Consider the following 18,712-nt stretch of genomic DNA (forward strand, 5'->3'; position numbering starts at 1 on the left):
GGCGATCTGAGACGATGCGCCACCCCCAATCACAGAGACGAGGAGAGAGACGATGCAGATGGTTGCAATCGGGCTGGCCGCGCTGGTGGCGCTGCTGCACCTGTACTTCCTGGTGCTGGAGATGTTCTTCTGGACCAAGCCGCTGGGTCGCAAGGCCTTCGGGCTGGACAAGGACTTCGCCGAGGCTAGCCGGGCGCTGGCGGCCAACCAGGGCCTCTACAACGGCTTCCTGGTGGCGGGCCTGGTCTACGGGCTGTGGCTGGGCGCCGCGGGCGCGGGCAAGCCCTGGCTGGTGTTCTTCCTGGGCTGTGTTGTCGTGGCCGGCGTGTTCGGCGCGGCCACGGCGTCCAAGAAGATCCTCTACGTGCAGGCGCTGCCGGGCGCCTTGGCGCTCGCGGCAGTGCTCGCGATCTAAGCGCTCATCGCCTCGATCTGCTCGCCCAGTTCCAGCCAGCGCATCTCGTCGGCTTCGAGCTGGTCGGCGATCGCCTTCAGGCGCTTGCCCATCTCGGCGATGGCCGAGGCGGCGGCGCCTTCGGCCAGCTGGGCCTCGATCTCGGCGCGCTCGGAGGCGAGGGTGTGCAGGCGTTTGTCGATGGCTTCCATCTCCTTGCGCAGCGGGCGCGTCTGCTCGGCCAGCTTGGAGCGGGCCTGGCCTGAGGCCTTGCGGTCTTCGCGCGGCGCGGGCGCAGCAGCGGGTGCGGCAGCGACGACCGGAGCCGGGGCCGGCGCCGATCCCTTCTTGGCCGCGCGGGCGGCTTCCTTGCTCTGGTCGAGCAGCCAGCGCTGGTAGTCGTCCAGGTCGCCGTCAAAGGGCTTGACGACGCCATCCGCCACCAGCCAGAACTCGTCGCAGACCTCGCGCAGCAGCGCGCGGTCGTGGCTGACCAGCATGACCGTGCCCTCGAACTCGTTGAGCGCCATCGACAGCGCCTCGCGGGTGTTCAGGTCCAGGTGATTGGTCGGCTCGTCCAGCAGCAGCAGGTTGGGGCGCTGCCAGACCAGCATGGCCAGCACCAGGCGGGCCTTCTCGCCGCCGGACAGGCTGCCGACCTGCTGGTTGACCATGTCGCCGGTGAAGCGGAACTGGCCGAGGAAGTCGCGCAGCTCCTGCTCGCGGCCGGCGGGGCCGACCTCGCGAGCCAGACGCACCATGTGCTCGAGAGGCCCTTCGTCCAGGCGCAGCACGTCCAGCTCCTGCTGGGCGAAGTAGCCGATGGACAGGCCCTTGCCCTGCGTCATCTTGCCGGCGAGCGGGGCTTGCGTGCCGGCGATCGTCTTCACGAGCGTCGACTTGCCCTGGCCGTTGGCGCCGAGGATGCCGATGCGCTGGCCGGCCAGCACCGAGCGGTCGACGTTGCGGACGATGGTGGTCGTGCCGTAGCCGGCCGCCATCTCGTCGAACATCAGCATCGGGTTGGGCAGGTTCAGCGGCTCGCGGAACTCGAAGTTGAAATCGGCGGAAGCCAGTACCGGTGCGAGCTTCTCCATGCGCTCCAGCGCCTTCACGCGGCTCTGGGCCTGCTTGGCTTTGCTGGCCTTGGCCTTGAAGCGGTCGATGAATTTCTGCAGATGGGCGACGCGGTCCTGCTGCTTGGCGAAGGCGGCCTGCTGCAGCACCATGCGCTCGGCGCGCTGGGTCTCGAAGCTGGTGTAGTTGCCGCCGTAGCGCACCAGCTTGCCTTCGTCCAGATGCAGGGTGACCTTGGTGATGGCGTCGAGGAATTCACGGTCATGGCTGATGATGATCAGCGTGCCGTCATAGCGTTGCAGCCAGGCTTCCAGCCAGACCAGGGCGTCCAGGTCCAGGTGGTTGGTGGGCTCGTCCAGCAGCATCAGCTCGGCCGGGCACATCAGCGCGCGGGCCAGCTGCAGGCGCATGCGCCAGCCGCCGGAGAAGCTGTTGACCGGCGCATCGAGCTGCACGGTCTTGAAGCCCAGGCCCATCAGCAGCGCCTGGGCGCGCGAGCGGGCGTCGAAGGCGCCGGCATCGGCCAGAGCAGCATGCGCATCGGCCATCGCATGGCCGTCGTTGGCCGCCTCGGCGGCTTCCAGCGCGACGCGGGCGGCCACCAGCGTGAGGTCGCCCTGCAGCACATAGTCGGTCGCGCCGTCGTCGGTCTCGGGCATGTTCTGGGCGACCTCGGAGCGGCGCCAGTGCCTGGGCACCTCGACCTCGCCCTTGTCGTTGCCCAGGCGATGCGTCAGCAGCGCAAACAGGCTGGACTTGCCGGCGCCGTTGCGGCCGACGAGGCCGATCTTCTCGCCGGGTTGCAGCGTGGCGGAGGCGTTGTCCAGCACCACCTTGACGCCGCGGCGCAGCGTGATGTCGCGGATGGTGATCACAGCAGGGCCTCCTTGGTCACCAGCAGCACCTGGTCGGCACCGGAGGAGGTTTCCATCCACACGACTTCGAGGTCGGGAAAGGCAGCTTCGAAGAAGGGGCGTTCGTTGCCGATTTCCAGCACCAGCACGCCGTCGTCGTTCAGCGCGGCGGGTGCGGCGCGCAGCAGTTCGCGGATGAAGTCCATGCCGTCGGCACCGCCGGCCAGGGCCAGCTCGGGCTCGGCCAGGTACTCGGCGGGCAGGGCGGCCATGCTGGCGCTGTTGACGTAGGGCGGGTTGCAGAGAATCAAGTCGTAGGGTCCTTCAGCGCCGGCCAGGCCATCGCCTTGCAGCAGGCGCACGCGCAGCGCGAGGTTGTGGCGCTCCACATTCAGCCGGGCCACGGCCAGCGCATTGATGTCGATGTCCAGCGCATCGACCTCGACGTCGGGCCAGGCCATGGCCGCCAGCACGGCCAGGCTGCCGTTGCCGGTGCACAGGTCCAGCACGCGGCGACTGGCCGGATTCAGCCAGGGATCGATGCTGGCGTCGGCAATCAATTCGGCGATGAAGCTGCGCGGCACGATGGCGCGCTCGTCGATGGTGAAGGGCACACCCTGCAGCCAGGCCTCGCCGGTCAGGTAGGCGGCCGGCTTGCGGGTCGTGATGCGCTCGTCAACCAGCGCGGCAATGGCCGCCACCTCGGCCGCGGTCAGCTCGCGCTCTTCGTGGTCGTCCAGCGCGTCCAGCGGAATGCCGAGGCGCCACAACGCCAGCCACATGGCCTCGTCGAACGCGTTCGTCGTGCCATGGCCAAAAAACAAGCCCGCCTGGGCGAGGCGGGCGGCTTGGGATTCGATGCAGTCAATCAGCTTCAAGTGCCGCGGACGTCCAGGGTGATTTCGGTGAAGCTGGCCTCGTCGTTGGCCTTCTCTTCCTTGCGCGGCGTGGCCGCCATGCGGGCGCCGGGTGTCTCGTTCTGCAGACGCCAGAGCAGGTTGGTCGGCGAATCGGCGAAGGCCAGGCCTTCCTCGCGGGTGATGGTGCCTTCGCTGATGAGCTTGGCGAAATGCTCTTCGTAGGTCTGCGAGCCCTCGGCGATGGACTTCTCCATCGCCTCCTTCACGCCGGCGAAGTCACCCTGCTCGATGAGCTCGGCCGTCAGCTTGGTGTTCAGCAGGATTTCGACGACGGGCACGCGGCCGCCGGCGGTGGCGCGCACCAGGCGCTGCGACACGACGGCCTTGAGGCCGGCGGCCAGGTCGTTCAGCAGCGCCGGGCGGGATTCCGGCGTGTAGAAGGACAGGATGCGGTTCAGCGCATGGTAGGTGTTGTTGCCGTGCAGGGTGGCCAGCACCAGGTGGCCCGACAGCGCATACGAGATGGCCGCCGTCATGGTTTCACGATCGCGGATTTCGCCGATCAGGATGCAGTCCGGCGCCTGGCGCAGCGCGTTTTTCAGCGCGATCTGCAGCGAGGCCGTGTCGCGGCCGATCTCGCGCTGGTTGACGACCGAGCGCTTGTTGCTGAACAGGTATTCGATCGGGTCCTCGATGGTGAGGATGTGCCCGGTCATGGTCTGGTTGCGCATTTCCAGCATGGCGGCGAGCGTCGTGCTCTTGCCGGTGCCGGTGGCGCCCACCATCAGGATGAGGCCGCGCTTTTCCTTGATCATCGTGCCGAGCACCGCCGGCAGCTGCAGGCTGTCCAGCGTCGGGATGTCATGCGGGATGTGGCGGAACACGCCGGCGATGGAACCGCGCTGGCGGAAGCCCGACAGGCGGAAGCTGCCGACGCCGCTGATCGACACCGCCAGGTTCAGCTCGCCCGAGTTGTCGAGCTCGGCCAGGCTGGTTGGGTCGATGACCTCGGCGATGAGCTGGCGCGGCTGGGGCGGCGTCAGGAGCTGGTCGGAGAGCTGCACGGTCTGTCCGTTGATGCGGATCAGCACCGGCATATTGGCCGACAGATAGCAGTCCGAAGCACCCTTGTCGGCCATCAGCCGCAGGATGCGCTCCATGTTGCCGCCTGACATCAGTGCCCCTCGTCAGTCGAGTACGTCTGCCGATCCCCCGAGGGGATGCGGGCCGGCTGGGGAGCGGCCCGGCGCTCGGCCCGCTGGGGTTGGCTAAACGAGCTCATGGCTTCCTCAGGCGCGCAGCAGTTCGTTGATGCTCGTCTTGGAGCGCGTCTGGGCATCGACGCGCTTGACGATGATGGCCGCATACAGCGAGTAGCGGCCGCCGTCCTTGGGCAGGGAGCCCGAGATGACGACGGAGCCGGCCGGGATGCGGCCGTAGCTCACGGTGTCGGTGGCGCGGTCGTAGATCGGCGTGCTCTGGCCGATGTAGACGCCCATGGAGATGACCGAGTTCTCCTCGACGATGACGCCTTCGACGACCTCGGAGCGGGCGCCGATGAAGCAGTTGTCTTCGATGATGGTCGGGTTGGCCTGCAGGGGCTCCAGCACGCCGCCGATGCCGACGCCGCCCGACAGGTGGACGTTCTTGCCGATCTGGGCGCAGGAACCGACGGTGGCCCAGGTGTCGACCATGGCGCCTTCGTCGACATAGGCGCCGATGTTCACGTAGGAGGGCATCAGCACGACGTTCTTGGCCTGGAAGCTGCCGCGGCGCGCGACGGCCGGCGGCACGACGCGCACGCCGCTGGCGCGCAATTGCTCGTCGCTCCAGCCGGCGAACTTGGTCGGCACCTTGTCGAAGAAGGTCAGTTCCTTGTCGCCCATGATGCGGTTGTCGTTCAGGCGGAAGGACAGCAGCACGGCCTTCTTGATCCACTGGTGCACCGTCCACTGGCCCACACCCTCGCGGGTGGCCACGCGCAGGCGGCCGGCGTCCAGTTCGGCGATGACATGGTCGACGGCCTGGCGCACATCGGGCGCGTTGACGGGGTCCAGGGACGTGCGGTTGTCCCAGGCGAGGTCGATCAGGCTTTGCAGTTCAGCGGTGTTCATCGGCGAGATTGGGTGAAAGAGACGATGCGGTGGGCGGCTTCAAGGCATTCGGCCTCGTCGGCCACCAAGGCCAGGCGGATACGGCCGGCGCCGGGGTTGTTGCCATGGGCTTCGCGGGCCAGCAGGCTGCCCGGCAGGACGGCCAGATTGTATTGAGCGAGCAGGCCCTGGGCGAAGGCGATGTCGTTACCACCGGGAACAGCCGCCCAGAGGTAGAAGCCGGCATCGGGCAGGGCCACGTCCAGCACGCCCGCCAGCAGCGGCGTGACGGCGGCGAACTTGTGGCGGTAGCGCGCCCGGTTCTCGACGACATGGACCTCGTCGCCCCAGGCCGCGATGCTCGCTGCCTGCACGATGGGGCTCATGGCACTGCCGTGATAGGTGCGGTAGAGCAGGAACTTCTTCAACAGGGCGGCGTCGCCAGCCACGAAACCCGAACGCAGTCCCGGCACATTGGAGCGTTTGGACAGCGAAGTGAAGGCGATCAGGTTGCGGAAGTCGCTGCGGCCCAGCTTGGCCGAGGCTTCCAGGCCGCCCAGGGGGGCCGCACCTTCACCTTCAGCGCGGAAATAGATCTCCGAATAGCACTCGTCCGACGCGATGACGAAGCCGTGGCGGTCGCTGAGCTCGAAAAGGGCCTGCCATTCGGACAGGGGCATGACGGCACCGCTCGGGTTGCCCGGCGAGCACACGTAGAGCAACTGGGTGCGTGCCCAGGTCGCCGCGTCGATCTGCCGCCAGTCGACGGCGAAATTGCGTGCGGGGTCGGAGTTGGCGAAGGCCACCTCGGCGCCGGCCAGCAGGGCCGCGCCTTCATAGATTTGATAGAAGGGATTGGGACAGACGACGGTCGCGCCGGCACGGCTGGGGTCCACCACCGTCTGGGCGATGGCGAACAGGGCCTCGCGCGAGCCGTTGACGGGCAGGACCTGGGTGGCCGGGTCCAGCGTCAGGCCATAGCGGCGCGAGATCCAGCCGGTGATGGCCTCACGCAGCGCCGGCGTGCCGGCCGTGGCCGGGTAGGCCGCCAGGCTCTTCATCGACGCGTTGATGGCCTCGGCGATCAGGGCCGGTGCGGCATGGCGCGGTTCGCCAATGCCCAGGGAGATGGGTGCCAGGTCCGGATTGGGCGTGATGCCGGCGGTCAGCGTGCGCAGGCGCTCAAAGGGGTAGGGCTGCAGCCTGTCGAGCCGCGGATTGACGGGAAAACTCATCCGGCGATGATAGGGCGCGGACCAAGAACCGCAGCCTGGGGAGGCACGAAGATGAATCATGCTTGGCTGGCTGCCGGGCTGCTCGTCGCGAGCGGCGTGGCTGGGGCGCAGGGCGCCTGCACCAAGGTCGTCGTGACGGCCGATCCCGAATACCCACCCTATGCCTGGTACGACGGCCAGACCCTGCGCGGCGCCAGCGTCGACGTGGTGCTGGCCGTGCTGCAGGCCATCAAACTGCCCTATGAACTGCGCTACGTCGGGCCCTTCGTGCGCGTGCTGCAGAACGCCCGCGTCGGCGAGGTGGACATCGTCACCGAGCTCAAGCGCAACAGCGAGCGCGAGCTCTATCTGGCTTTCACCGACACACCCATCTTCAGCAACCCGAGCTCGGTCTTCATCCGCGTCAATCAGAAACTGAAGTTCACCAAACGCGAAGACCTGCGCGGCCTGCATGGCGGCGTCACGCATGGCACGCGCTTCGGCGACGGGCTGGATGAATACATCGAGGCCAACCTCACCGTCGAGACCGGCCCGGGCATCAAGGAGAACTTCCTGAAGCTCGACGCCGGCCGCATCGACTACTTCATCTCGCCCCACTACCCGGCGTTGTCGCACCTGATCACCAGCGGCAACGAGGGCAAGTTCGTCGCCTTGAAGCCCCATGTGGCCGAGGCGCTGAACTATGTCGGCTGGTCGCGCCGCAGCGCCTGCCTGGGCCGACTGCAGGAGTTCGACGCCATGCTCAAGCGCTATCTGGCGACGCTGAACGCCGGGCGGCTGGTCGACGACAACCAGGACGCGTGGCGGCGAAATCCCGTGATGAAGCGTTGAAACGGAGCCCCTCGTCCAAGGAGTACCTTGGACGGTCCCCCGAGGGGACGGTGATGCTCGCGGCGTCGAACCGCGAGCACATCACCAGAGCGGGCCGGCTAGGGAGCGGCCCGGCGCTCGGCCCGCAAGAACTCAACCCAGCATGCCCGACTCGAAGCCGTGGGCCGGCAGGTCCACGCGCGGTGCGGGCGTCCAGCCCGGCTTGCGGTGCTCGGCGACGACGTTCGTGTAGATGCCGCCGCGCACATACCACTTGGCTGTGATGCGGATGAAGCGCGGGTCGGTGACCTTGACGATGTCGTCGAGGATCTTGTTGGTGACCTTCTCGTGAAAGGCGCCCTCGTTGCGGTAGCTCCAGAAGTACATCTTCAGGCTCTTGAGCTCCACGCAGAGCTCGTCCGCAATCATGTCGATGGTGAAGTGGGCGAAGTCGGGCTGGCCGGTCAGCGGGCAGTGGCAGGTGAACTCGGGCACCTGGAACTGGATGACGTAGTCGCGCTCGGGATTCGGGTTTGGGAAGACCAGGATGTCCTTGCTGGGCTTGCTCGGCGGATTCGGGGGCACCTCGCGCATCTTGGGCTTCTTCTTGGGGGCGGGGGCGGCGGACTTCTTGGTGGCCATGATTCAAAGGCTTTCTGAGAGGGTGCGAATGCTATCATCCGACCCCGTTGAAGCGCCCCTGAAAGGCGCTTTTCTTTAGCCAAATCAAGGGCTTACGTCCGAGCTACATGCGGCTGAATTCGATCAAGCTGGCCGGCTTCAAATCCTTCGCTGAACCCACGACCTTCCAGTTGCCGGGGCAACTCGTTGGCGTCGTCGGCCCCAACGGCTGCGGCAAGTCCAACATCATGGATGCGGTGCGCTGGGTGCTGGGCGAAAGCAAGGCCAGCGAGCTGCGTGGCGAGTCCATGCAGGACGTCATCTTCAACGGCTCGGGCAACCGCAAGCCGGCGGGGCGTTCCAGTGTCGAACTGGTGTTCGACAACCAATCGGCCCGCGCCGGCGGACCGTGGAACCAGTTCACCGAGATCGCCGTCAAGCGCGTGCTGACGCGCGACGGCACCAGCTCCTACTTCATCAACAACCAGCCGGTGCGTCGCCGCGACGTGCAGGACGTCTTCCTTGGCACCGGCCTCGGGCCGCGGGCCTACGCCATCATCGGCCAGGGCACCATCTCGCGCATCATCGAGAGCAAGCCTGAGGAGATGCGCCTCTTCCTCGAGGAAGCCGCGGGCGTCTCGAAGTACAAGGAACGCCGCCGCGAGACCGAGAACCGGCTCAAGGACACGCGCGAGAACCTGACCCGCGTCGACGACATCCTGCGCGAGCTCAACGCCAACCTCGAGAAGCTGGAGCGCCAGGCCGAGGTGGCGGCCAGCTACCGTGGCCTGCAGGACGCCGGCACGCTGAAGCTGCACCAGCTCTGGTGGCTGAAGCTGCGCGATGCCGGCAGTGAAGCGGCGCGGGTGAAGACCGCCCATGCCGAGGCGCTCAACGCGCTGGAGTCGCGCACCGCTGAGCTGCGCGCCGTCGAGGCCGAACTGGAAGAAGTTCGTCAGCAGCATTACGCCGCGGGCGATGAACTGCACGCTTCGCAAGGCCGTTTTGCCGATGCCCAGCTCGAAGTGAGCCGGCTGGAAGAACGCATCCGCTTCGTCGTCGAAAGCCGCAACCGGGCCCAGCAGCGCCTGGCCGAACTGCATGCCCAGGACGGCCAGTGGCGCGAGCGCGTCGAGCAATCCACCGCCGAGCTCGAAGGCATTGCCGAGCAGATCGCCGGCGCCGACGAGCAGAGCGAGATCCTGGCCGCCCAGGCCGAGGAGCAGCAGGGCCAGTTGCCCATCGCCGAAGACGCCCTGCGCGCTTCTCAGGCCCGTGCCAACGAGCAGCGCACCCAGGTCGCCCAGGTCCAGCAGCAGATCCAGGTGCTGGCGGCCGAAAGCCGCAGCGTCGACGAGCAGGCGAGGGCGCTGCGCCAGCGCGAGGGCCGGCTGACGGCCGAGTCGCGCGCTTTGGGCGCGCCGGACAACGAGGCGCTTGAAGCTCTGAAGGCCCGCAGCGCCGAGGCCGACGAGTCGCGCGACCTGTCGGACGCCCGCCTGCAGGAACTGGCCGAGCAACTGCCCCAGCTGGAAGAGCAGCGCCGCGCCGCCCAGCAGGACGCCAACGCCCAACTCGCGCGCCAGTCCGAACTGACCGCCCGCCTGGAGGCCCTGAAGGCCCTGCAGGAAAAGGTGCAGACCGAGGGCAAGCTCAAACCCTGGCTGGCCAAGCATGGCCTCGACGGCCTGCAGGGCCTGTGGACCCAACTGCACATCAGCCAAGGCTGGGAAAACGCGCTGGAAGCCGCGCTGCGCGAGCGCATGGGTGCGCTCAGCGTAGGCCGCCTGGACACGGTGCGGGCCTTCGAGCTCGACGCGCCGCCGGCCCGCCTGGCCTTCTATTCGACGCCGGCTGGCTCCATCGCCAACACGCACGAGACCCTGCCCAAGCTGACCTCGCTGCTGAAGCTGAACGATGCCGGCCTGGTCGCGCTGCTGAATGACTGGCTGGAAGGCGTCTACACGGCACCCAACCTCGACGACGCCCTGGCTGCGCGCGGAAAGCTGACCCATGGCGAGCTGATCCTGACGCCGCAGGGCCATGCCGTCGGCCAGTTCTCAGTGACCTTCTACGCGCCCGACTCCGAGCAGGCCGGCCTGCTGGCCCGCGCCCAGGAGATCGAGCAGCTGACGACGGCCCAGCGCGCCCAGAACCTGATCGCCGACGAGGCACGCCTCACCCTGTCGCGCGTCGAGCACCAGTTCAACGACGCCAACGGCCGCCTGACGACGCTGCGCCGCGAGGCCAGCGAGGCCCAGACCCGCGCTCACCAGATCCACGTCGAGTTGCTGCGCCTGACTCAGCAGGCCGAGGCCAGCCAGCAGCGCCGCAGCGCCCTGGATGCCGAACTGGCCGAGATCGCCGAGCAGCAGGAAGGCCTGCAGGAACGCCGTGCCGTCGGCGAGGCCCGCTTCGAGGAACTGGACATCCAGCTCGGCGACGCCCAGCAGCGCCATGCCGAACTCGACGACGGCGTCATCGCCGCCGAACGCAAGCTGGCCGATGCCCGCGAGCAACTGCGCACGCTGGAGCGCCGTTCACAGGAAGCCCGTTTCGCCACCCAGACCCTGGCCGCCCGCCGTGGCGAACTGCAGCGCGGCATCGAGACCGCCCAGGCCCAGATCGGCCAGGTGGCTGCCTCGGCCGCCAGCCTGCAGACCGAGCTGGACACGCTGAACGACGCCGCCGCCCAGGCCGGCCTGCAGGACGCGCTGGCCCTCAAGATGGAGCGCGAGCAGGCCCTGGCTGCGGTGCGCGCCAGCTATGACGACCTGTCCCTGCGCCTGCGCAAGGCCGACGAGCAGCGCATGACGTTCGAGCGCAGCCTGGACCCGCTGCGCGAGGCCATCACCAAGCTGCAGCTGGAAGAACAGGCTGCTCAGCTCGGTGGCGCCCAGTACCGCGAGCAGCTCGAAGCCGCCGCCGTCGACCTGGAAGCCCTGGCCAGGTCCGTCGAAGAAGGCAGCGTCAAGCTTTACGGCCTGCAGGGCGAGATCGACCGCATCAACCGCGAGATCGCGGCCCTGGGTGCCGTCAACCTGGCAGCCCTGGACGAGCTGACGGCGGCCCGCGAGCGCAAGACCTTCCTGGACGCGCAGTGCACCGACCTGAATGCGGCCATCAAGACGCTGGAAGACGCCATCCACAAGATCGACCTCGAGACGCGCGACCTGCTGGGCTCGACCTTCAACCAGGTCAACGAGCACTTCGGGCGCATGTTCCCCGAGCTCTTCGGCGGCGGCCAGGCCAGGCTGGTCATGACCGGCGACGAGATCCTGGACGCCGGCGTGCAGGTGCTGGCCCAGCCCCCCGGCAAGAAGAACAGCACCATCCACCTGCTGTCGGGCGGCGAGAAGGCGCTGACGGCCATCGCCCTGGTGTTCGCCATCTTCCAGCTCAACCCGGCGCCTTTCTGCCTGCTGGACGAGGTGGATGCACCGCTGGACGACGCCAACACCGAGCGTTATGCGCGCCTCGTGACCAAGATGAGCGCCGGCACGCAATTCCTCTTCATCTCGCACAACAAGATCGCGATGGAAATGGCTGAACAACTGATCGGCGTCACCATGCAGGAGCAGGGCGTGTCCCGCATCGTCGCCGTCGACATGGACAAGGCCCTGGCGATGGCGGAGGCGGCATGAGCGTTACCCTGACCCAGCTGCTGGCCATGGCCGGCGGCCTCGTGCTGGCCGGTGTCGTCGCCCATGGCGCCTGGGCCGCGCGCAAGGCGGGTCCCAAGCGCGCCGTGCCGCCGATGGAGGAGCCGTCCTTCGATGCGCCCCCCGCCATGCCGGTCGAAGGCGCTGCCGAGGCCGAGCCGCTGGAAGTGACGCTGCCCGCCGTGGCGCGCCCGCTGCGCCGCCCGTCCGCGCGCATCGATGCGCTGATCGACGCCATCGCGGCCATCACCGTCGAGCAGCCCGTCTCGGGCGAGCTCGCCCTGCAGCACCAGCCCGGCAGCCGTCGCGCCGGCACCAAGCCCCTGCAGATCGAAGGTCTGAACACGGAGACCGGCGACTGGGAACTGCCCGCGCCCGGCCAGCGCTACAGCGAATTCCAGGCCGGCCTGAAGATGGCCAACCGCAGCGGCGCGCTGAACGAGATCGAGTACTCCGAGTTCGTGCAGAAGGTGCAGGCCTTTGCCGACGGCGTCGGTGGCTTCGTGCAGTTCCCCGACATGCTGGACGTCGTCGCCCGTGCCCGCGAACTGGACCAGTTCGCGGCCAGCCACGATGCCCAGCTGGCCCTGTTGCTGCGTGCCAAGGCCACGGCCTGGACGCCCGGCTTTGTCCAGCAGGCGGCGGCCCGCCATGGCTTTGTCGCCGGCGCCTTGCCGGGGCGCCTGGTGCTGCCTTCGGGCGAGGAGGGCGCGCCGCCGGTGCTAACCCTGCAATTCGATGCCCAGGCGGCCCTGGCTGAGGACCCCGAGGCCCTGTCCCTGCGCGAGCTGACGCTGGCCCTGGACGTGCCGCAGACGGCCGCCGAACACGAGCCCTTCGCGCTCTGGCAGGAGTCGGCGCGCGCGCTGTCCCGCGATCTCGAGGCCGAGGTTTGCGACGACCGCGGCCAGGTGTTGGGTCTGCATGCGTTCGCGGCCATCGATGTCGAGCTCAAGAAGCTTTACGAGGCCCTGGCGGAGCGCGACCTGGCCGCCGGCTCGCCCGCCGCGCGCCGCCTGTTCAGCTGATGGCGTGACATTGGCCGCGCAAACGCCGCGGTCTGGCTGACCGCTGGCGGGGCGAAGCTCCTATAGTCTGCACGTCACACGGCTTGCAGGCCCGATGCGCAGCGGTTTCACCTCAGCTTTCAGTCCCACCCGTCTTGCGACCGCCAGCTTCTGGCTGTCGGGATGGTTGCTGTCGTTGGCTTCGCTGTTCAGCCCCGCTTGTCTGGCTGCCCCCACGCTGGCCCAGCAGATCGAAGCCATCGAGGCGAGCTATGGCAACGAGCCGCCCGAGGTGGTGGCGCGGTTGCGCCCGCTGGAAGCGCAGGCCCGGGCTCTGGGCGGCGACAACCTGCGCGTCTTCCTGGCCGCCTGGGGTTATGCCCATGGCCTGATGGACCAGTTCACCGTCGTCGATGCGGCGACGGCCGAGCTCATCGACCTGGGCGAGCGTGAACACAACGCTGCGGCCATGGCCTCGGCCTATGGGCTGCGGGCGACCATGCTGCAGCTGTCGGGGCGCATGAATGCCGCCTATGGCTGGATGAACGAGGCCCTGCCCTGGGTCGAGAAGACGCAGGACGAGCCGCTGCGCTATTGGGTCTTCATGACGGCCGGCAACATCAGCCTGGCAACGGGCCATCTGCCGGAGGGTCTGAAGGCCTACGCGGCGGCAGGACTATCGGCACAGACCCAGTCCAACCCGCGGCGGGCCGCGACGGCCCACAGCGCGCTGGCCCCCATCCGGCTGGCCCTGCGTGACATCGACGGCGCCCGGGCGGATGCGCAGCGGGCCTTTCGCTTCGCCGAAACGGCCGGCAGCCCCTCCCTGCAGCTCGCAGCCAAGCTGATCGAATCGCTGGTCGAGGAGGAGGCGGGCCGTCCCATGGCCCGGGATCGCGCGCGGGAGCAGGCGCGCCGTCTGGCTGCCAGCATTGAGCCTGCCGTGGCCGCGAGCGCTGCTGTCGTGAACCCGGCCAGCGGCAGCGCGACCTGGTTGAACACCCAGGCGGAGGTGGTGCAGGAACTGGCCGACCTGCATCTGAGCGCGCGCAACTTCACGGCCGCCTTGGCCTATGCGGAGCGGGCGCTGAAGCTGGCGCGGCAGGACGGCGGCGACGAAGACGCCGTGACCGTGGCCACGATCAGCGCGGGGCTGGCGCGGCTCGGCCTGCGTCAAAAGGCCGCGGGCGAGCAATTGGTGAACCAGGGCCTGGCCTCGCTGGCCAAGCAGGGGCGCAAGGTGCGCCTGATGGAGCAGTTGAACCGCCATGCCGATCTGCTGGAAGCCCTGGGCGACGTGGCGGGTGCCGTTCAGCAGTCGCGCAAGGCCCTGGCCCTGGAGGCCGAGTTGGTGCGCAACGACCGCGTCAGTACCGTGCTGGAACTGCAGCGCCGCTCCAGCTTCGAGCAGAACCAGCGCGCCCTCGAGGCCCTCAAGCATGACAACGAGCTGCAGGCCAGCCAGCTCGAACGCCATCGCAGCGAAAGGCTGCTGATCCTCGTCCTGGCCATCGCCATGCTCGCGGTAGTCTTCCTGACCGTGGCCCTGTACCGCCGTGCCCGCAAGGCCAACCGCACGCTGCAGGCGCACAACGCCGAACTTGCCTACGTCGGCTTGCACGACCGCGTCACCGGCCTGCCCAATCGCCGCGCGCTGGAGCTGCGGGCCAAGGAGCTCGGCAACCACAGCTTCATCGGTCTGGGTATCGCCATCAACCGCTTCAGCCGCATCATGGGCAGCCTGGGCCATGCCGCCGGTGACGATCTGCTGTGTCAGGTGGCCGCGCGGCTGCAGTCGGTCGTCGAGGCGGCCGGCGGCCGGCTCTATCGCATGGACGGGCTGTCCTTTGGTGCCATCGTGCCGGCGTCGGGCGACGACGCGGCCCTGCGTGGCCTGCTGGAGCAATTGCTGCTGGTGATGCAGCCGGTCTTCGAGGTGCAGCGCCAGCAGCTTGCCGTGACCCTGAGCGTGGGCGCCGCCGAATACCCGCGCGACGGCGACCAGACCGCGGACATCGCCAGGGCCATCCAGCTCGCCATGCGGCATGCCCAGGGCCAGCCCGGCAACAGCGCGGTGGTCTTCACCCAGGGCTTGCTGGACGACCAGCAGGGCCGGCTGCAGCTGGAGGCTCGCCTGTCGCAAGCCCTGGACCGCGGCGAGCTCGAACTCTTCTACCAGGCCCAGTGCGAGCTGAGCACGCGCAAGCTGTCGGGCTTCGAGGCCCTGCTGCGCTGGCGCAGCCCCGAAGGCCTGATCCCGCCGGACCGCTTCATCCCGCTGGCCGAGGAATCCGGCCTGATCGTGCCCATCGGCCGCTGGGTGCTGCAGCAGGCCTGCCGCCAGGCCAAGGCCTGGCACGACAGCGGCCTGGGCCAGCCGGTCGTGGCCATCAACATCTCGCCGCGGCAGTTCCAGCATCCGGAGTTCATGACTTCGGTACGCGAGACCCTGATTGCCACGGGCATGGACCCGCACTTCATCGAGCTGGAGATCACCGAGGGCGCCATGATGGACGACGCCGAGGCCACGATTGCCAAGATGGCCGAGCTGCGTTCCCTGGGCCTGCACCTGGCCATCGACGACTTCGGCACCGGCTATTCCAGCCTGGCCTATCTGAAGCGCTTCCCCATCAACCGCCTGAAGATCGACCGCGCCTTCGTGCGCGACCTCGGCCAGGACGAGGGCGGCGCGGCCATCGTGCAAGCCATGATCCAGCTGTCGCACAGCTTGGGCATGACGGTGGTGGCCGAAGGCGTCGAGGACGCCGCCCAGGAAGCCTGCCTGCGCGGCTGGCAGTGCGACGTGATGCAGGGCTTTGGCTATGCACGCCCCGTGCCGGTGGCGGACGCGACGGCCTTCATGGAGAAGGTCGGTCGCGAGGCCGGGGTGGCGGCATAAACTGACCGTCCATCCAGACCACGGACCCGGCGTTTGACCACCAGCCTGCTGCTGATTGCCCTTCTCATCGCCGCCAGCGCCTTCTTCTCGATGGCCGAGCTGTCGCTGGCCGCATCCCGCCGCTTGAACCTGCAGCAGCGCGCCGACGGCGGCGACGCCCGCGCCGCCAAGGTGCTGTCCGTGCAGGAGCACCCGGGCGACTACTTCACCGTCGTGCAGATCGGCGTCAACACCGTGGCCATCCTGGCCGGCATCGTGGGTGAGGGCGCCTTCACGCCTCACTTCGAAGCGGCCCTGCGGCTGGTGGTGGCGCCCGAGCTGGCCGCGACCCTGGGCTTTGCGGCCTCCTTCGTCAGCATCACGGCGCTGTTCATCGTCATGGCCGACCTGGTGCCCAAGCGCCTGTCCATGAACGAGCCCGAGCGCGTGGCCATGACCCTGGTCGGGCCCATGCTGCTGCTGTGCCGCGTGCTCAAGCCGCTGGCTTGGGCTTTCAGCGGCATCACCGAAGGGCTGATCCGCCTGCTGGGCCTGCCGGCCAAGCGCGACGAGACCATCAGCTATCGCGACATCCTGGCGTTGACCGAGGCGGGCTATCAGGCCGGTGTCGTCGCCGACGAGGAGCAGCAGGTCATCGCCAATGTCTTCGAGCTGGACACGCGCATCGTCGAGACGGTGATGACGGCCCGCGAGCGCATCGTCTTCTTCTCTCGGGATGACGACGATGTGCTGATCCGCAACCGCATCGCCGAGGCACCGCACTCGACCTACCTGGTGTGCGCCGGGGAGATCGACGAGGTGGTTGGCTATGTGGATGCGACCGACCTGTTCCAGCGCGTGCTGCGCGACGAGGCGATCTCGCTGCGAGAGCCTGCCGTCATCGTCAAGAAGGTGCTGATCGTGCCGGACCGGCTGACGCTGTCGGAGATGCTGATGCAGTTCCGTGAGGCCCACGAGGACTTCGCCGTCGTCGTCAACGAATACAGCCGCGTGGTTGGCGTCGTCACGCTGAACGACGTGATGAACACGGTGATGGGCAGCCTCGTCGCACCGAGCGACGAGGAGCAGATCGTGCGCCGGGAGGATGGATCTTTCCTCGCCGACGGCATCACGCCCATCCCCGAGGTGCAGCGCTCGCTGGGCATCGAGACCTGGCCGCATGCCGGCACCTACGACACCCTGGCCGGCTTCCTCATGGTGATGCTGCGCCGCATCCCGCGGCGCACCGATGTCGTGGAGTGGGAAGGCTGGCGCTTCGAGGTCGTCGACGTCGACAGCCACCGCGTGGACCAGGTCATGATCACCGCGGTAGCGCCTGCCGTCAGAACTTGAAGTTGCCGTCGGCGCGAGACTGAGAGCCGCTGGCGCAGCTCGTGAACTCGCGATTGCCGCTGCTGGTCGCCTGGTTGCTTTCCCAGGTGGCCGTCGAGCCGTCCCACTTCACGTACTTGTACTGAATCGCCGTGCCGGCCGGCAGGCTGACCGTGCCGCTCCACGGCACATTGGCGCCCGAGCCCTGGATGGTCAGCGCAAAGCCCGAGGCCGGCGCCCAGGCGCCCAGGCCCGTCACATTGCCGACGACGCGCAGGTTCTGGCCCGTCACCGTGTTGGCATTGGCGATGGTGAAGGTCACCGAGCAGTTGCTGCCGCCGCTGGTCGTCTTCTGGCCGGTGTAGATGGCCACGGCGGGGTTGCTGGCGCTGTTGTTGGCGGGCACCGTGAAGCTGGCGTTGCCGCTGGCGTCCACCGTGACCGAGTCGGCCGTGCAGCCGGTGCCGGCGGCGTTCTTGATGCCGTTGATGACGTTGCAGTAGACGCCGGCGGGCAGGCCGGTGGCGAAGGTGCGCGTCCAGGCGCTGGCGCTGTTGTTCAACGCGACGAAGCCGACATTGCCGCGGCTGAAGGCGACCTGGTTGCCGTTGTTGCCGACGATCCAGTTCTGCTGGGCCTGGTTGATGGCGGCATTGCGGAAGGCCACCATATTGGCCAGCGGCGTCCAGCGGTGGGCGAAGTCCCAGACCACGTTGATCTGCGGCACGCCGCCGCTGTAGGGGCTGGCGCTGGGCCGGTCGGCGCCGGTGTCGGTGAACTTGAAGCCCGAGTAGAGCTGGGCCTCGCCATAGCCCTGGGCCAGCATGAAGATGTGGGCCAGGGTGTAGCGCTGGCCGCCCGAGTCGGCACCACCGTTGTTGTTGATGTTCAGCGAGCCGCCGTTGCGCTCGGTGTCCCAGTTGGTGATGAAGACGGTGGCGTTCTGCGGCTGGATGAAGCCCCAGCTGCCGCCCCAGTTGCCCCAGGTGCCCATCACGGTCGGGATGCTGGCCAGGTTCAGCCCGTTGTTGTTGCGGAAGATGTCCCGCATGGCCGACGTGAACTGGAACTCGTTCAGCGTGCCGACCGGGAAGTAGCTGGGCCGGTCCACCTCGCCGTCGTTGATGATTTCCTGCGTGACCCAGATGGGCTCGCCCTTCAGCGTCGTCGGGTAGGCGGCCTTGACCGTGTTCATGATGGACGTCCAGGCGCTGGCCGGCATGTGCTTGGCCGCGTCGATGCGGAAGCCGTCGACGCCCATGGCCAGCAGGGCCTTCAGGTAGTTGACGATCTGGCCCTGCACATAGCTGCTCTCGGTCGCCAGGTCGGGCAGGCCGCCGAGTCGGCAGTTCTGGACATTGCTGCGGCCCGACGGCGAGTTGTAGTCGGCGTCGTTGATGTTGCAGTTGGCGTGGAAGTCGTTGGCGCTGAAGTAGGGGTAGGCCAGCGTCGCGGCATTCCAGGTCGAACCGTCGGTGGCCGTGCCGCTGCCATCGGCCATCTGGTTGACGACGATGTCGGCATAGACCCGCACACCGGCCGTGTGGCAGGTGTTGATCATGGTCTGCAGCTGGCTGGGCGTGCCCATGCGGCTGGTCAGGTTCACGTAGTTGACCGGCTGGTAGACGCCCCACCAGCCGTTGGCGTTCTTGGATGCGCCCGGTGGCGAGATCTGCACGCCGCCGAAGCCCTTGGGGCCCAGCCATTGCGTGCACTCGGTGGCGATGTCGGGCCAGGACCACTCGAACATCTGCACCGACGTGGAGTTCGGGTTCAGCGCGAGGGCAGAGGGGGTGACGCCGGCCGTCAGGGCCAGCGTGAGGGCGAGTGCGAGCCGGCGGCTCGCGTGCGGCAGCTTGAGCATGTTGTCTCCGGTTGGTTCGACCGCC

Annotated in this window: 13 protein-coding genes; 6 read left to right on the top strand and 7 right to left on the bottom strand. The window is 68.0% G+C overall.

Features of this window, described 5'->3' with window-relative positions; genetic code table 11:
• Positions 1 to 52 precede the first annotated feature (52 nt).
• Positions 53 to 415, top strand: a complete 363-nt coding sequence (locus AC3WOE_RS19220; RefSeq protein ID WP_492692699.1) for a DUF1304 domain-containing protein — start codon at positions 53 to 55, stop codon at positions 413 to 415.
• On the opposite strand, the gene AC3WOE_RS19225 is transcribed toward AC3WOE_RS19220, so the two are convergent.
• From AC3WOE_RS19225 to dapC, 5 genes are all read right to left on the bottom strand, one after another.
• Positions 412 to 2,346 carry an ABC-F family ATP-binding cassette domain-containing protein gene (locus AC3WOE_RS19225; protein WP_492692700.1) on the bottom strand — a complete coding sequence of 645 codons (1,935 nt, stop codon included), beginning with the start codon at positions 2,344 to 2,346 and terminating at the stop codon, positions 412 to 414. The two genes, AC3WOE_RS19220 and AC3WOE_RS19225, sit on opposite strands and share 4 nt — an antisense overlap.
• Positions 2,343 to 3,203: a 50S ribosomal protein L3 N(5)-glutamine methyltransferase gene (prmB, locus tag AC3WOE_RS19230; protein WP_492692701.1), complete on the bottom strand. Its 861-nt coding sequence runs from the start codon at positions 3,201 to 3,203 to the stop codon at positions 2,343 to 2,345. Before prmB ends, AC3WOE_RS19225 begins: the two co-directional genes overlap by 4 nt.
• Positions 3,200 to 4,345, bottom strand: a complete 1,146-nt coding sequence (locus AC3WOE_RS19235; RefSeq protein ID WP_492692702.1) for a PilT/PilU family type 4a pilus ATPase — start codon at positions 4,343 to 4,345, stop codon at positions 3,200 to 3,202. The genes prmB and AC3WOE_RS19235 overlap by 4 nt, the downstream gene beginning before the upstream one ends.
• Positions 4,346 to 4,474: 129 nt before the next feature.
• A complete protein-coding gene (gene dapD, locus AC3WOE_RS19240; protein ID WP_492692703.1) occupies positions 4,475 to 5,299 on the bottom strand; it encodes a 2,3,4,5-tetrahydropyridine-2,6-dicarboxylate N-succinyltransferase in 825 nt (274 codons plus the stop codon).
• A complete protein-coding gene (gene dapC, locus AC3WOE_RS19245) occupies positions 5,296 to 6,513 on the bottom strand; it encodes a succinyldiaminopimelate transaminase (RefSeq protein ID WP_492692704.1) in 1,218 nt (405 codons plus the stop codon). Before dapC ends, dapD begins: the two co-directional genes overlap by 4 nt.
• A gap of 51 nt (positions 6,514 to 6,564) precedes the next feature.
• On the opposite strand from dapC, the gene AC3WOE_RS19250 reads away from it, so the two are divergent.
• Positions 6,565 to 7,344: a substrate-binding periplasmic protein gene (locus AC3WOE_RS19250; RefSeq protein WP_492692705.1), complete on the top strand. Its 780-nt coding sequence runs from the start codon at positions 6,565 to 6,567 to the stop codon at positions 7,342 to 7,344.
• A 132-nt stretch (positions 7,345 to 7,476) separates the two neighbouring features.
• On the opposite strand, the gene queF is transcribed toward AC3WOE_RS19250, so the two are convergent.
• Complete coding sequence (queF, locus tag AC3WOE_RS19255; RefSeq protein ID WP_310265053.1) at positions 7,477 to 7,917, bottom strand: preQ(1) synthase; 441 nt, start codon at positions 7,915 to 7,917, stop codon at positions 7,477 to 7,479.
• Positions 7,918 to 8,072: 155 nt separating this feature from the next.
• Between queF and smc the strand changes: the two genes are divergently transcribed.
• From smc to paeA, 4 genes are all read left to right on the top strand, one after another.
• Positions 8,073 to 11,588 carry a chromosome segregation protein SMC gene (gene smc / locus AC3WOE_RS19260; RefSeq protein WP_492692706.1) on the top strand — a complete coding sequence of 1,172 codons (3,516 nt, stop codon included), beginning with the start codon at positions 8,073 to 8,075 and terminating at the stop codon, positions 11,586 to 11,588.
• Complete coding sequence (locus AC3WOE_RS19265; RefSeq protein WP_492692707.1) at positions 11,585 to 12,634, top strand: cell division protein FtsZ; 1,050 nt, start codon at positions 11,585 to 11,587, stop codon at positions 12,632 to 12,634. The genes smc and AC3WOE_RS19265 overlap by 4 nt, the downstream gene beginning before the upstream one ends.
• A 94-nt stretch (positions 12,635 to 12,728) precedes the next feature.
• On the top strand, positions 12,729 to 15,512 hold the full coding sequence (locus tag AC3WOE_RS19270; RefSeq protein ID WP_492692708.1) for a putative bifunctional diguanylate cyclase/phosphodiesterase: 2,784 nt from the start codon (positions 12,729 to 12,731) through the stop codon (positions 15,510 to 15,512).
• 33 nt (positions 15,513 to 15,545) lie between these two features.
• Positions 15,546 to 16,844, top strand: a complete 1,299-nt coding sequence (paeA, locus tag AC3WOE_RS19275) for a polyamine export protein PaeA (RefSeq protein WP_492692709.1) — start codon at positions 15,546 to 15,548, stop codon at positions 16,842 to 16,844.
• Here the strand turns inward: paeA and AC3WOE_RS19280 are convergent.
• Positions 16,834 to 18,687, bottom strand: coding sequence for a carbohydrate-binding module family 20 domain-containing protein (locus AC3WOE_RS19280; RefSeq protein ID WP_492692710.1), 1,854 nt, complete (start codon positions 18,685 to 18,687; stop codon positions 16,834 to 16,836). The two genes, paeA and AC3WOE_RS19280, sit on opposite strands and share 11 nt — an antisense overlap.
• Positions 18,688 to 18,712 lie beyond the last annotated feature (25 nt).

Source organism: Roseateles sp. FW305-36, from assembly GCF_058787015.1.